A 13,870-nucleotide genomic window follows, 5' to 3' on the forward strand; every position below is an offset into this window, starting at 1 on the left:
TCCCCGCCCCCCCAAAACACCGCCCCCCCCTTTTTTTTTTTGTTCGTGGGGGGGGGGGTGGGGGGGGGGGTGGTTGTGCTTAATTTCTTTAACCACCCCCCCCCCCCCCCCCCCACCCCCTCGTCAAACCGCGCAAATCGACCAACTCGGACACCCGCGCCACGTTTGCCGCTAAGGAGTCCCTTGAACGATCAGCCGCGCCAAGCCGGTTAGTCCGCCACGGCGTCCGAGATCCAGGGCGCCACCGGCAGGTCCCGGTCCAGGCATTCCGCCGACAGCCGGATCGTCCAGCGCAGCGCCTGCAGCACCAGGCTGTCGACCTCGTCCGGCGCGGCGTTGGCGAGCGCGATCTCGACCTGTTCCTGCGCCGCCTCGCTGTTGCCGTGCACCTCGGCCAGCAGCGTGCGCACGGCCGTCCGCACAGGTGGGTCCGCCTGGTCGATCGAGACCTCTTCACCGTCCTCGTCGAACACCTGGACCTTGACCGGCGCGCTTCCTCCATCACCCAGCGTCGACACCATCGCGCTGCACTCCCCGAAGAGCATCATCACGAGCTCTTTGGTCTCTTCGGAGCGGGCCTGGGCCTCGACGGCGGTCGGCGTGAGCTCGTCGAGCGCCTCGGCGTCCTCCCCGAGGCTGATCGCCACGAGCGCGCGCTGCGCCTTTTCGACGAGCCTCCGCTCGTACTCGCTCCTGTCCGGCTCCACGTGCCTATCAAACACCAGAGGACGGAAAAGTGGGGATAGGCCGAAACCCGGACGTGGTCACTTGGCGGCGTGCAGTGCACCCAGCGCGAGGCGGCAGAGCATTTCGGCCAGTTCGCTGTCACCGAGATGGCGGTTGTAAGGCGTCGAGTTGATCAACCCGAAGACCGCGTGTGCCGCCGACCGCGCCTGCCGTTCGCCGATCCCGGGGACGGCGTCGCTGATCGCGCGCACCCAGACCTCGACGTACTGGCGCTGCAGGGCGCGGACCTGTTTGCGGTCACTGTCGGTCAGATTGGCGAGGTTGCGTTCCTGGACGGTGATCAACGCGGGATGCGCGAGCGCGAAGTCGACGTGGAAGTCGACCAGTGCTTCGAGGACCTCACCCGGCTCGTCCCGCTGGCTCGCCCTCGCCGTCCCGCCGTCGAGGAGATAGCGGCTGATCGAGTTCAGCATCTCGCCCAGGATGGCGTCCTTGCTGCGGAAATGCCGGTACAGCGCCGGACCCGAGATGCCGACGGCCGCGCCGATGTCGTCGATGCCGACGCCGTGGAAACCGTGGTGGGCGAAGAGTTCGGCGGCGGCGGCCATGATCTGTTCGCGCCTGTTCGCCTTCTCGCCGTTCACGAGTGGGGTGGGGTTCGCCGGCATCTGGCCATATTAAGGCCGCACAGCTCGAGGCACGCTTTTCCGCCGAGAGCTCATCGTCACAGTAAGCGGGCGCTAACACGCCACCCTTACTTCCAGCCTGAGCCAAGTGGGCTACCTGGGGAAATGACCCTTTTGCGTGGGGTTACCACCTGGTAATGCTGTCTCTCGTCAACTTGTCACGAAGGAGTGACCATGGCCGTCCCTGCTCGGATCAAAGCTCTTTCCTTCACTCGTTTAGGTGCGGCCCTGGGGGTCGCTGTCCTTGCCACCTTCGGTCTCGCGGGCACCGCCCAAGCGGCGACCAACTACGTGGCGCTCGGTGACTCGTACTCGTCCGGCGTCGGTGCCGGCAGCTACGGGAACTCGGGCGACTGCATGCGCAGTGCCAACGCCTATCCCCAGCTGTGGGCGAACGCCCACGCCGGGACCACCTTCAAGTTCGTCGCGTGCTCGGGGGCGCGCACCGGCGACGTCCTCAACCAGATCGCGAACGTCACCTCCAGCACCACGCTGGTGACGGTCTCGGTCGGCGGCAACGACGCCGGGTTCGCCGACGTCATGACCACCTGCACCACCGGCAGCGACCAGACCTGCATCAACCGGGTCAACACCGCGAAGAACTACGTGAACAACACGCTTCCCGGGCTGTTGAACAACGTCTACAGCAAGATCAAGTCGAAGGCGCCCAGTGCGAAGCTGGTCGTCCTGGGGTACCCGCGCTTCTACACGGTGCCGGGTTCGTGCTCGGTCGGGCTGAGCGACACGAAGCGTTCTGCGATCAACTCGGGTTCCGACACGCTGGCGTCGGTGCTCTCGGCTCGTGCCGCCGCGCACGGTGCGAAGTTCGTCGACGTGCGGGGTGCCTTCACCGGGCACAACATCTGTTCGTCGGCCGACGACTACCTGCACAGCCTCACCTGGCCGATCGTGAACTCGTACCACCCGACCGTCGCCGGTCAGCGCGGCGGCTACTACAACCCGCTGGTCGCCGCGATCGGCTGATTTCTTCTGGCGAGGGCCGAAAGGGCCCTTCACCGCATGCCATGCGGTGAAGGGCCCTTTCGTCGCATGTCATGCGGGTATGGCGTCCTTCAGTCCCCGCCCGGTGGACAAGCGAGGTTAGTGGACGTTAACCTGTGCACGCGAGTTAACGACGGCTAACCTGGCGACGAGGAGCCATGGACACACCCGTACTGAGCACTTCGGCCGATCCGGGCAGCGACGAGTACGCCCGCAGCGTCACCTCCCACGCCGAGCTGGTCGAAGACCTGCGCAAGCGGCTCGCCGCCGCCCGGCTCGGGGGCCCGGAGAAATCCCGCACCCGCCACGTCGAGCGGGGCAAACTCCTGCCACGCGACCGGGTCGACACCCTCCTCGACCCGGGTTCGCCGTTCCTGGAGCTGTCCCCGCTGGCCGCCACCGGACTGTACGACGACGAGGCGCCCTCGGCCGGGATCATCACCGGTATCGGGCGGGTCTCGGGCCGCGAATGCGTGATCGTCGCCAACGACGCGACGGTCAAGGGCGGCACGTACTACCCGATGACGGTCAAGAAGCACCTGCGCGCGCAAGAGGTCGCGCTGCACAACAACCTGCCGTGCGTCTACCTGGTGGACTCCGGCGGCGCGTTCCTGCCGAGGCAGGACGAGGTCTTCCCGGATCGTGAACACTTCGGCCGGATCTTCTACAACCAGGCCACGATGTCCGCGCGTGGTATCCCGCAGATCGCCGCGGTGCTCGGCTCCTGCACGGCGGGCGGCGCGTACGTCCCGGCGATGAGCGACGAAGCGGTCATCGTGCGGAACCAGGGCACCATCTTCCTCGGCGGCCCGCCGCTGGTGAAGGCCGCGACCGGCGAGGTCGTCACGGCGGAGGAGCTCGGCGGCGGCGACGTGCACTCGCGTCAATCCGGCGTCACCGACCATCTGGCCGAGGACGACGCCGACGCGTTGCGCATCGTTCGCTCGATCGTGTCGACTTTGGGGCCGCGGACGCCGCGTCCCTGGGACGTCCTCCCGGTGGAGGCGCCGGTCGCCGACCCGAACGAGCTGTACGGCGTCGTCCCGACCGACCCGCGCGTGCCCTACGACGTCCGCGAGGTCATCGCCCGGATCGTCGACGGCAGCCGGTTCGGCGAGTTCAAGAAGGAATACGGCTCGACGCTGGTCACCGGGTTCGCCCGGATCCACGGCCATCCCGTCGGCATCATCGCGAACAACGGCGTCCTGTTCGCCGAGTCCGCGATGAAGGGCGCGCACTTCATCGAACTGTGCGACAAACGCTCGATCCCGCTGCTGTTCCTGCAGAACATCACCGGTTTCATGGTCGGCAAGGCCTACGAGGCCGGTGGTATCGCCAAGCACGGCGCGAAGATGGTCACCGCGGTGGCCTGCGCGCGGGTGCCGAAGCTGACCGTCGTCATCGGCGGCTCGTTCGGCGCGGGCAACTATTCGATGTGCGGCCGCGCGTACTCGCCGCGGTTCCTGTGGATGTGGCCGAACGCGCGCATCTCGGTGATGGGCGGCGAGCAGGCGGCGTCGGTGCTGTCGACGGTCCGCCGCGACGCCATCGAGGCCCGCGGCGGCGAGTGGTCCGCTGAGGACGAAGAGGCCTTCAAGGAGCCGATCCGCGACCAGTACGAGGCGCAGGGCAGCCCGTACTACTCGACGGCGCGGCTGTGGGACGACGGGGTGATCGACCCGGCGGACACCCGCACGGTGCTCGGCCTCGCGCTGTCCGCGACGGCCAACGCGCCTTTGTCCGATGTCAACTACGGCGTCTTCAGGATGTGAGCGCGACGATGCAGACGATCGCTCGACTGGGCCGAAGCCGGCGCGGATGCCGTCCGGAGGACTCGCGAACGTGGAGGCGGGCCGCCCCGGGCCCACGACTTGAGTTCGACTCGCCAACGAGCGGCCTGGCTACGCGTTCGCGATCGCGCGCCGCCGGAAAACACAGGATGTGAGCATGTTCGACACGGTTCTGGTCGCCAACCGCGGCGAGATCGCGGTCCGCGTGATCCGCTCGCTGCAGGGGCTCGGCATCCGTTCGGTCGCGGTGTACAGCGACGCGGACGCCGACGCCCGGCACGTCCGGGAGGCACACACGGCCGTCCGCATCGGCCCGGCCGAAGCGGCGAAGAGCTATCTGTCCATTCCGGCGATCGTCCAGGCGGCGCTCGAGACCGGCGCGCAGGCGGTCCACCCCGGCTACGGCTTCCTCGCGGAGAACGCGGAATTCGCCCGCGCGTGCGCCGAGGCGGGGCTGGTCTTCATCGGCCCGCCGGTCGAGGCCATCGACGCCATGGGCGACAAGATCCGCGCCAAGGCGACGGTCTCCAAGGCCGGGGTCCCGGTCGTGCCCGGAGCGTCCGATGTGGACATTCCTGAAGGCGGTTTCGCGGCCGCCGCGGAGAAGGTCGGGTTTCCGCTGCTGCTCAAGCCGTCCGCCGGCGGTGGGGGCAAGGGGATGCGGCTGGTCAACGAACTGTCCGAATTGGACGCGGCCGTGGAATCCGCGCGCCGTGAGGCCAAGGGCTCCTTCGGTGACGACACGCTGCTCATGGAGCGGTTCGTCACCACGCCGCGCCATATCGAGATCCAGGTGCTCGCCGACACCCACGGCAACGTGATCCACCTCGGCGAGCGCGAATGCAGCCTGCAACGGCGGCACCAGAAGATCATCGAAGAGGCGCCGTCGGTACTCCTCGACGAAGCCACGCGCGCGAAGATGGGCGCGTCCGCCGTCGAGGCCGCACGTTCGGTGGGCTACGTGGGCGCGGGAACGGTCGAATTCATCGTTTCGGCCAAGGCGCCCGACGAGTTCTTCTTCATGGAGATGAACACCCGGCTCCAGGTCGAGCATCCGGTGACCGAGCTGGTCACCGGGCTGGATCTCGTCGAGTGGCAGGTCAAGATCGCCGCGGGTGACGTGCTCACCGTGTCGCAGGACGACGTCCGGCTGGACGGACACGCCGTCGAAGCCCGTGTCTACGCCGAAGACCCCGCTCGCGGCTTCATCCCGACGGGTGGGACCGTGCTCGCGGTCCACGAGCCGTCCGGTGAGGGCGTGCGCGTCGACTCCTGGATGAGCGAGGGCGCGGTCATCGGCTCGAACTACGACCCGATGCTGGCCAAGGTCATCGCCTGGGGCCCGGACCGCGCGGCCGCGTTGCACCGGCTCGATCTGGCGCTCGCGGACACCGCGCTGCTCGGCGTCGGCACCAACGTCGCCTTCCTGCGCGGGCTGCTCGCCGACGGCGACGTCCGCGACGGCAAGCTCGACACCGGCCTCGTCGACCGGCGACTGTCCACTTTGGTCTCCGAGGAGGTGCCGCCGGAGTTCTTCGTGGCGGCGGCGCTGGACCGGCTGCTTTCCTTGCAGCCACAGGGATCCGTCATCGATCCGTGGGACGTGCCGGACGGCTGGCGGCTCGGCGGGTCCGGCGGGATCGACTTCGCGTTGAAATCGGGAAGCTCCGAAGCCGTCGTGCGGGTGCAGGGCACGCCCTCGAACGCGCTCGTGAGTGTCGACGGCGCCGAGCCGGTCCGGGTCTCCGCGCGGCGCGACGGCGATCTGCTGGAAGTCCGGCACCCCACCGGTTTCCACCGCTACCGGCACGCGGCCGGAAGCGGGCGGACGGTGTGGCTCGCGCGGGACGGCCACGGTTTCGCGATCGGCGAGCGCGAGAGGCTGCGCTCGGCCGCCGGTGCCGCGGGTGGCGCCGGACCGGTCACCAGCCCGATGCCCGGGACCGTGCTCGTGGTCAAGGTCGCCGCCGGTGACGTGGTGAGCGCCGGGACGCCGCTCGTCGTCGTCGAGGCGATGAAGATGGAGCACACGATCACCGCGCCGATCGACGGCGTGGTCAGCGAACTCCCCGTCCGGGCGGGCCAACAGGTCGCGCTGGACGAGACGGTAGCCGTCGTGACACCCCAAAAGGATGAGCAATGATCGACTTTCGGCTGGATGACGAGTACGAGGCGCTGCGCAAGACGGTCGAGGAATTCGCGCGTTCCGAGGTCGCCCCGGTCATCGGCGACCTCTACGAGCGGGAGGAATTCCCGTACGAGATCGTCGCCAAGATGGCCGAGATGGGGCTGTTCGGCCTGCCCTTCCCCGAGGAGTACGGCGGCATGGGCGGCGACTACTTCGCGCTCTGCCTGACACTGGAGGAATTGGCGCGCGTCGATTCCTCGGTCGCGATCACCGTCGAGGCCGGTGTTTCCCTTGGCGCCATGCCGATCTACCGGTTCGGCACCGAGGAACAGAAGGAGAAGTGGCTCCCGGAGTTGTGCGCCGGCACCGCGCTCGGCGCCTTCGGCCTCACCGAACCCGGCGGCGGCTCGGACGCCGGCGCCACCCGTACGCGCGCGAAACTCGACGGCGACACCTGGGTGATCAACGGCAGCAAGTCGTTCATCACCAACTCCGGTACCGACATCACGAAGCTGGTCACGGTCACCGCCGTCACCGACGTGAAGGAGAACGGGCGCAAGGAGATCTCGGCGATCATCGTCCCGTCCGGCACCCCGGGCTTCGCCGTCGCGCCGAAGTACTCCAAGGTCGGCTGGAACTGCTCGGACACGCACGAGCTTTCGTTCGACGACGTTCGTGTCCCGGCCGAGAACCTGGTCGGCGAACGCGGCCGCGGGTACGCCCAGTTCCTGTCCATTTTGGACGAAGGCCGGGTCGCGATCGCCGCGCTGAGCGTCGGGCTCGCGCAGGGCTGCGTCGACGAATGCCTGCGGTATGTCAAGGAACGCGAGGCGTTCGGGCACAAGATCGGCGAGTACCAGGCGATCCAGTTCAAGATCGCCGACATGGAGGTGCGTACGCACACCGCGCGGCTGGCGTACTACGCGGCGGCGTCGAAGATGCTGCGTGGTGAGCCGTTCAAGAAGGAGGCGTCGATCGCGAAGCTCGTCGCGTCGAACGCCGCCATGGACAACTCGCGGGACGCGACGCAGATCTTCGGCGGGTACGGCTTCATGAACGAGTTCCCGGTGAGCCGGTTCTACCGGGACGCGAAGATCCTGGAGATCGGGGAGGGGACTTCGGAGGTGCAGCGGATGCTGATCGCGCGACACCTCGGCGTCGCCTGACACCCTTGACCATGACGATAACTATACCGGTATAGTTATCGTCATGGTCGAGCTGAAATCCGCCGCCGAGCTGGACGTCATGCGGGAGTCCGGTCGTGTCGTGGCGCAGACGTTGCAAGCGGTGCGAGAAGCGTCCGCGATCGGCGTGAGCCTGAAGGAGCTGGACGGGATCGCCGCGCGGCTCATCAGGGAGGCCGGCGCGACACCGTCGTTCCTCCACTATCAGCCGCATGCCGCCCCGACGCCGTTCCCCGCGGTGATCTGCGCGAGCGTCAACGACGCCGTGGTCCACGGCATCCCGTCGGACTATCGCCTGCGGGACGGCGACCTGGTCAGCATCGACGCCGGCGCCTGCGTCGACGGCTGGCACGGCGACGCGGCGATCAGTTACGTCGTCGGCGAGGCCGATCCAGCCGACCTCGAACTCATCGCGACCACCGAACGCGCGCTGGCCGCGGGGATCGCCGCCGCGCAGGCGGGCGGCAGGATGGGGGACATCTCCCACGCCGTCGGCGCTGTCGGGCGCGAAGCGGGCTACGGCCTCCTCGCGCACCACGGTGGCCACGGGATCGGCCGCCGCATGCACGAAGACCCGCATCTGCCGAACGAAGGCAGGCCGGGTCGTGGCATGCGACTCCAGCCGGGGTTGGTACTGGCGATCGAGCCGATGTTCATCGCCGACGGCCGCGACGCCTACCGGACCGACGACGACGGCTGGACGCTGCGCACGGTCCGCGGGGCCAGGGCCGCGCACGTCGAGCACACGGTCGCGATCACCACAGAAGGTCCGCGCGTCCTCACGATGTTGTAGAACGGAAGGATGAGCGACTTCATCATCCGCCAGGGTGGTTCTGGGGACTTCCAAACGTTGCTGGACATGTTCGACGAGGTCGTCGCCTGGCTGGCCTCGCGTGGCAGCGAAGGGCAGTGGGGGACAGAGCCGTGGTCCACGATCCCGAAACGGGTCGAGCGGGTCCGCGGGATGGCCGACGGGCCGGGGCTGTATCTCGCCGAGATCGACGGTCAGGTGGCCGGGGCGATCATCCTCGGTGACCGGTTCCCGCACGTCTCGCCGGTCGACGAGCCGGAGATCTACATCGGTCTGCTGCTGACCTCGCGCCGGTTCACCGGCCACCGGGTCGGCTCGCGCCTCATCGAGTTCGCGCTGGCGCAGGCGCGGGAACGCGGCATCGGGCTGGTGCGGGTCGACTGCTGGGCCGGCGGAGACGGCGACCTGCAGCGCTACTACGAGAGCCAGGGCTTCAAGCCGACGGAACGCTTCGACGTCAAGGGCTGGATCGGGCAGGTGTTCGAGCAGCGGCCGCTGATTTAGGCTTGGGAGCGCAGCTCCTCCGTTGAGGGTGGTGGCGGGGGCATGGATGGATGGCGCCCTCGCGGCTTCCGGTGCACCATAGTTGACACAACGCCAACAGTGCCCCGGACAGTGAAGTCGCAGAGGAGACCGGCATGGCCAAACGTGAACGTTCCCTGGCAGGCAAGGTCGTCGTGATCACCGGAGCGGCGCAGGGTATCGGAGCCAGTACCGCGACGGCGCTGTCCCGGCTCGGCGCCAAGGTGGTCATCGGCGACCTGGACCAGGTCCTCGCCGAGAAGACCGCCGCCGAGCTGGGCGCGGAGGCGCTGCCGCTCGACGTCACCGACACGAAGGGCTTCACCGAGTTCCTCGACGAGGTCGAGCGGCGCGTCGGCCCGATCGACGTGCTGATCAACAACGCGGGCATCATGCCGCTCGCGCCGCTCGACGAAGAGGACGACGCGGCGACCCGCAGGCTGCTCGAAATCAACCTGCACGCGGTCATCCACGGCACCAGGGAAGCCGTGAAACGGATGCGCCCGCGTGGTACCGGCCATATCGTCAACATCGCCTCGATGGCGGGAAAGGCCGGATTCCCCGGCGCCGCCACCTACTGCGCGACGAAACACGCCGTCGTGGGCCTGTCGGAATCGGTGCATCTGGAATTGCACGGGACAGGCGTGCTGGTGTCCTGCGTGATGCCCGCGGTGGTGCGCACGGAACTGGCCAGCGGGCTCGGCGAGGCGAAGTTCTTCAAGTCGGTGCAGCCGGAAGATGTGGCGCAGGCCATTGTCGATGCGTTGCGCCGTCCCAAGTTCGACGTCTTCGTTCCCGCATCGCTGGACGCCATGGGCAGGATCACACGGCTGCTTCCGCGCCGCCTCGGCGAGGGACTGCTCCGTGCGCTGGGAGGAGACAAGATTCTGGCCTCCGCAACGCATTCCAGTGCTCGCGCGGAGTACGAATCGCGTGCCGCGCGGAGTGCCCCGGCGGTGGAGAACGGCACCGATTCTTAACTCGTACGGCCTAGCCACTGTCCGAAATGGACGACCTGTGACGGCCGTGGTGTTGAGTCGTGCGCTCCCAGGCGGCAAGATTACGTCTTACCGCGTTGATTCCCCAGGAGGCACACCATGGCCACACCCCCGGCACGGCTCGCCGCCGCCGCGTCGAACGTCGTCGGGAAGGTGCTGCACGGTGGGGTCGCCGATCTTCGCCCGGTGCCGCGCGTCCTGATCGACCAGGGCCCGAATCGTTCGCTCTATCGGCTGACCAACGGCAAGGGCCCCCAGGGTGGCCCGCCGGTGCTGCTGGTGCCGCCGCTGGCCGCGCCCGCGCTGTGCTTCGACCTGCGCCGCGGGTGCAGTCTCGCCGAGCACCTGGTCGAGGGCGGCCGCAACACCTACCTCGTCGATTACGGGAACGTCGCCTTCTCGGACCGGCGCCTCGGCATCGAGCACTGGATCGAGGAGGTGCTCCCGCGCGCGATCCGCAAGGTCAGTGAGGATTCCGGCGGTCAGGGCGTGCACGTCGTCGCGTGGTGCCTCGGCGGGATCTTCTCGTTGCTGACCACGGCCGACCAGCCCGATCTGCCGATCGAGTCGATCGCGACCATCGCGTCGCCGTTCGATTTCACCGCGATCCCGCTGATCGCCCCGTTCCGCCCGCTGGTGGACCTCACCGGCGGCCACCTGCTGACCCCGTTCTACCGGGCGCTCGGCGGCGCACCGTCCTATTTGGTCAGCCGCGTCTTCCGGGCGACCGGGATCAGCAAGGAGATCACCAAACCCCTTGCCATCCTGAAGAATCTCGACGACCGGGACTATCTGGCGCAGATCGAGGCCGTCGACCACTTCATGGACAACATGATCGCCTACCCCGGGCGGACGTTCGGCCAGATCTACCACCGGTTCTTCCGCGCCAACGACCTCGCCGAGGGCACGGTCGACCTCAACGGACGCATCATCGCGTTGTCCGGGGTCAAGGTGCCGACGCTGGTCATCGCCGGGCAGAACGACACGATCGCCCCGCGCGCGGCCGTCGAACGGCTCACCGAGCTGCTGGACAATTCGCCGTCGGTGACCTTCGAGACCGCGCCCGGCGGCCACCTCGGCGTCCTCACCGGCCGGAAGGCGCGCGGGACCACGTGGCGCTACCTCGACCGATTCCTCGACGAACAGACCTCGTGAGTGGCTAGGACGGTTAGAACCGTCCTAGCCACTCACGACCCCACGCTCTACTTGAGCTCGGCGCTCGTCTTGCCGAGGATCCGGCGCGCCACGATCAGCTGCTGGATCTGTTGCGTGCCTTCGAAGATGTCCAGGATCTTCGCGTCCCGGCTCCACTTCTCCAGCAGCGATTCCTCGGTGTAGCCCAGGGTTCCGGCCAGCTCGACGCATTTCAGCGTGATCTCGACGACCGACCGGCCCGCCTTCGCCTTGGCCATCGAGGCCTGCAGCGAATTCGGCTTGCGGTTGTCGGCCATCCACGCCGACTCCATGGTCAGCAGGTACGCCGCTTCGTAGTCCGCCTCCAGCTGCAGGAACGTCGCCGCCGCGGCGTGCTGGCTGTGGACGGGCTTGTCGTAGTCGATGACCACGCCCGCGTCGGTGAGGATCTTCCGGGTCTCCTCCAGCGCCGCGCGGGCGACACCGATGGCCATGGCGGCGACCAGCGGGCGGGTGTTGTCGAAGGTCTGCATGACCCCGGCGAAACCCTTGGCGGTGTCGATCTCCGGCGTGCCGAGGAGGTTCTCCTTCGGCACGCGGACGTTCTCGAAACGCAGCACGGCGGTGTCGGAGGCGCGGATGCCGAGCTTGTGCTCGACGCGCACCACCTCGAAGCCGGGCGTGCCCTTCTCGACGACGAACGACTTGATCGCCGCGCGGCCCTTCGTCTTGTCCAGGGTGGCCCAGACGACGACGGCGTCGGCGCGCTCGCCCGCGGTCACGAAGATCTTCTCGCCGTTGATCACGTACTCGTCGCCGTCGAGGCGCGCGGTCGCGGTGATCGCGGCGGAGTCCGATCCGCAGTCCGGCTCGGTGATCGCCATCGCGGCCCACAGCCCGGAGAACTTCTTGAGCTGTTCGTCGGTGGCGACCGAGCCGATGGCGGCGTTGCCGAGCCCCTGCCGCGGCATGGACAGCAGCAGACCGACGTCGCCCCAGCACATCTCGATCGTGCCGAGCACGATGTTGAGGTTGGAACCGTTGCGGTTGCCTGGTTTCTCGTTCTTCTCGGACCGGCGGACCCCCGCCGCGCCCGCGCCGCCCTCGCCGGAGGAGTTCAGCCCGTCCAGCAGCGCGGCGAACATGTCGAGCTCGGCCGGATAGGTGTGCTCGGCGCGGTCGTACTTGCGTGAGATCGGCCGGAACACCTCGGCCGCGGCCTGGTACGCCTGGTTGATCAGCGTGCCGGCCTTCTTCGGAACCTCAAGGTTGATCATGATTGCCTTTCGAAAGTCCTAGAGAAGGACGGCGCCTTCCATCACGCCGATGGCACGGAGGTCGCGGTACCAGCGCTCGACGGGGTGTTCCTTGACGAACCCGTGTCCGCCGAGCAGCTGCACTCCCGCGCTGCCGATCTGCATTCCCTTGTCGGCGGCCAGTTTCCGGGCCAGCGCGACCTCGCGGGCGTACGGCTTGCCCTGTTCGGCGCGGGAAGCGGCGCGGAGCGTGACCAGCCGCAGCCCTTCCAGCTCGATGGCGATGTCGGCCACGGAGAACGCGACGGCCTGCCGGTGGCTCACCGGTTCACCGAACGCCTTGCGCTCGTTGACATACGGCACCACGTAGTCGAGGACGGCCTTCGCGGTACCGGCGGCCAGCGCGGCCCAGCCGAGCCGCGAGAGCCGGACGACCTCGGTGAAGACCTCGGCCTTGCCGCCGCCGAGCAGTGCTCCGGCGGGCAGGGCGACCTTCTCCAGGTGCAGTTTCCCGGTCGCCGCGCCGCGCAGGCCCATCGCCGGTTCGGACTCGATGGTGACACCGGAATTCGAAGACTCGACGAGGAACAATGCCGGTCCGCGCCCTTCGAGGTCGGCCGACACGATGAACAGCTCGGCGTCGGCGGCCCGCGGGACCAGCGACTTCACGCCGTCGAGCTGGTAGCCCTTCGGCGTGCGGCGGGCCTTGGTCGCGGGCTTGAACGGGTCGAACAGCGCAGTCCGCTCTTGCAGCGCGAGCGCCGCGGCCGGGACGTTCTCGCCGACGAACGCGGGCAGGTAGTCCGCCTGCTGCTGCTCGTCGCCGTAGGACACCAACGCGGTGCTGACCGCGGACGGCGCGAGCACCGCGACCGCCAGGCCGAGGTCGCCATGCGCCAGGGCCTCGGCGACCAGCGCGTTCGTGACCACCGACCGCTCGGTGCCGACGCCGCCCAGCTCCTCGGGGATGCCGACGAGCGTGATGCCGAGCTCGGCGGCGCGGCTCAGCAGACCCTCGGGGGCCTGGAGCTTCGCGTCGGCGTCGGCCGCGGCGGGCCGCAGCTGTTCGGCCGCGAACTCCGTCACGGTCTCGACGATGAGCTGCTGGTCCTCACTCGGGGTGAGGTCGAACAGACCCGTGTCCTCGGCCGGCGCGAGCCGCGCGGGCTTGCCGAGCTTCTGGGCGGATTTGAAGGTCCGTCCCGCCGCGCCCGCGACCCGGAAGCCGTTGCGCGTCCCGGCACTGACCAGGTTCTGCACGGGCTTCCGAAGTCCGGCCCGTTCAATGACCTTGCTCCCGGCCAGCCGGGTGAGCGCGGACAGGCCAAGGCCCATCGCGTCTCGTTTCCTAGGCGCACCCACGGTGAGTCTCCCTGCCTCGCTTACCTACTCGTGAGTAGGTTAACTCTCCTCGGGCGGATGCGCTACCACGGGGGAGGCGAACGTCACGCCGGTGAGTGATTCCGGGGGGCGAGCAGTCCCGGATTACTCACGAGCCGGCAGCTTTCGCTCCCGCCTGGGCGGCGCCGCAGAGGTTGCGAAAGCCACTTTCGCAACCTTGAACGTTGCGAAAGTGGGGCGGTTTCAACTGGTTGTTGCAAGTAGTGCTTTGTCGAGTGCTTGTGCTGGTGTGAGGAGGCCGAGTGTAGGGCGTGGTCGGGTGTTGAGGCGT

General features: G+C 68.3%; 12 protein-coding genes. 8 read left to right on the plus strand and 4 right to left on the minus strand.

The annotated features are described in order from the left end of the window. Positions 1 to 209: 209 nt before the first annotated feature. Both ACZ3HL_RS43055 and ACZ3HL_RS43060 read right to left on the minus strand, forming a co-directional pair. A complete protein-coding gene (locus ACZ3HL_RS43055) occupies positions 210 to 707 on the minus strand; it encodes a hypothetical protein (protein ID WP_465420413.1) in 498 nt (165 codons plus the stop codon). Positions 708 to 764: 57 nt separating this feature from the next. Continuing rightward, positions 765 to 1,355 (minus strand): SACE_7040 family transcriptional regulator, encoded by a 591-nt coding sequence (locus tag ACZ3HL_RS43060; RefSeq protein WP_465420411.1) that lies wholly within the window; start codon positions 1,353 to 1,355, stop codon positions 765 to 767. 192 nt (positions 1,356 to 1,547) lie between these two features. On the opposite strand from ACZ3HL_RS43060, the gene ACZ3HL_RS43065 reads away from it, so the two are divergent. The 8 genes from ACZ3HL_RS43065 to ACZ3HL_RS43100 all read left to right on the plus strand — a co-directional run bounded on the left by ACZ3HL_RS43065 (position 1,548) and on the right by ACZ3HL_RS43100 (position 10,963). Continuing rightward, on the plus strand, positions 1,548 to 2,357 hold the full coding sequence (locus ACZ3HL_RS43065) for an SGNH/GDSL hydrolase family protein (RefSeq protein ID WP_465420409.1): 810 nt from the start codon (positions 1,548 to 1,550) through the stop codon (positions 2,355 to 2,357). 176 nt (positions 2,358 to 2,533) lie between these two features. After that, positions 2,534 to 4,147: a carboxyl transferase domain-containing protein gene (locus ACZ3HL_RS43070; RefSeq protein ID WP_465420407.1), complete on the plus strand. Its 1,614-nt coding sequence runs from the start codon at positions 2,534 to 2,536 to the stop codon at positions 4,145 to 4,147. Positions 4,148 to 4,322: 175 nt separating this feature from the next. Beyond that, positions 4,323 to 6,308, plus strand: coding sequence for an acetyl/propionyl/methylcrotonyl-CoA carboxylase subunit alpha (locus ACZ3HL_RS43075; protein WP_465537632.1), 1,986 nt, complete (start codon positions 4,323 to 4,325; stop codon positions 6,306 to 6,308). Further along, positions 6,305 to 7,459: an acyl-CoA dehydrogenase family protein gene (locus ACZ3HL_RS43080; RefSeq protein ID WP_037306689.1), complete on the plus strand. Its 1,155-nt coding sequence runs from the start codon at positions 6,305 to 6,307 to the stop codon at positions 7,457 to 7,459. Before ACZ3HL_RS43075 ends, ACZ3HL_RS43080 begins: the two co-directional genes overlap by 4 nt. 43 nt (positions 7,460 to 7,502) lie before the next feature. After that, positions 7,503 to 8,270, plus strand: a complete 768-nt coding sequence (gene map, locus ACZ3HL_RS43085) for a type I methionyl aminopeptidase (RefSeq protein ID WP_465537633.1) — start codon at positions 7,503 to 7,505, stop codon at positions 8,268 to 8,270. A 9-nt stretch (positions 8,271 to 8,279) separates the two neighbouring features. Beyond that, the gene (locus tag ACZ3HL_RS43090) at positions 8,280 to 8,792 is read left to right on the plus strand and encodes a GNAT family N-acetyltransferase (RefSeq protein ID WP_465537635.1); all 513 of its coding nucleotides are present in this window, start codon (positions 8,280 to 8,282) and stop codon (positions 8,790 to 8,792) included. 134 nt (positions 8,793 to 8,926) lie between these two features. After that, positions 8,927 to 9,790, plus strand: coding sequence for an SDR family oxidoreductase (locus ACZ3HL_RS43095; RefSeq protein ID WP_465537636.1), 864 nt, complete (start codon positions 8,927 to 8,929; stop codon positions 9,788 to 9,790). Between the two features lie 117 nt (positions 9,791 to 9,907). Next, on the plus strand, positions 9,908 to 10,963 hold the full coding sequence (locus ACZ3HL_RS43100; RefSeq protein ID WP_465420395.1) for an alpha/beta fold hydrolase: 1,056 nt from the start codon (positions 9,908 to 9,910) through the stop codon (positions 10,961 to 10,963). A gap of 47 nt (positions 10,964 to 11,010) precedes the next feature. Here the strand turns inward: ACZ3HL_RS43100 and ACZ3HL_RS43105 are convergent, their stop codons facing one another. Then, positions 11,011 to 12,219, minus strand: a complete 1,209-nt coding sequence (locus ACZ3HL_RS43105; RefSeq protein WP_465420393.1) for an acyl-CoA dehydrogenase family protein — start codon at positions 12,217 to 12,219, stop codon at positions 11,011 to 11,013. Between the two features lie 18 nt (positions 12,220 to 12,237). Continuing rightward, positions 12,238 to 13,533: an acyl-CoA dehydrogenase family protein gene (locus tag ACZ3HL_RS43110; RefSeq protein ID WP_063272214.1), complete on the minus strand. Its 1,296-nt coding sequence runs from the start codon at positions 13,531 to 13,533 to the stop codon at positions 12,238 to 12,240. Positions 13,534 to 13,870: the final 337 nt, after the last annotated feature.

It is taken from the genome of Amycolatopsis sp. NPDC000009 (genome assembly GCF_055563465.1).

Bases quoted from the DNA above. Each gene is read 5' to 3' on its own strand.
- ACZ3HL_RS43060 (WP_465420411.1), bottom strand. From the start codon at position 1,355: ATGCCGGCGAACCCCACCCCACTCGTGAACGGCGAGAAGGCGAACAGG.
- ACZ3HL_RS43065 (WP_465420409.1), top strand. From the start codon at position 1,548: ATGGCCGTCCCTGCTCGGATCAAAGCTCTTTCCTTCACTCGTTTAGGT.
- ACZ3HL_RS43070 (WP_465420407.1), top strand. From the start codon at position 2,534: ATGGACACACCCGTACTGAGCACTTCGGCCGATCCGGGCAGCGACGAG.
- ACZ3HL_RS43075 (WP_465537632.1), top strand. From the start codon at position 4,323: ATGTTCGACACGGTTCTGGTCGCCAACCGCGGCGAGATCGCGGTCCGC.
- ACZ3HL_RS43080 (WP_037306689.1), top strand. From the start codon at position 6,305: ATGATCGACTTTCGGCTGGATGACGAGTACGAGGCGCTGCGCAAGACG.
- map (WP_465537633.1), top strand. From the start codon at position 7,503: ATGGTCGAGCTGAAATCCGCCGCCGAGCTGGACGTCATGCGGGAGTCC.
- ACZ3HL_RS43090 (WP_465537635.1), top strand. From the start codon at position 8,280: ATGAGCGACTTCATCATCCGCCAGGGTGGTTCTGGGGACTTCCAAACG.
- ACZ3HL_RS43095 (WP_465537636.1), top strand. From the start codon at position 8,927: ATGGCCAAACGTGAACGTTCCCTGGCAGGCAAGGTCGTCGTGATCACC.
- ACZ3HL_RS43100 (WP_465420395.1), top strand. From the start codon at position 9,908: ATGGCCACACCCCCGGCACGGCTCGCCGCCGCCGCGTCGAACGTCGTC.
- ACZ3HL_RS43105 (WP_465420393.1), bottom strand. From the start codon at position 12,219: ATGATCAACCTTGAGGTTCCGAAGAAGGCCGGCACGCTGATCAACCAG.
- ACZ3HL_RS43110 (WP_063272214.1), bottom strand. From the start codon at position 13,533: ATGGGCCTTGGCCTGTCCGCGCTCACCCGGCTGGCCGGGAGCAAGGTC.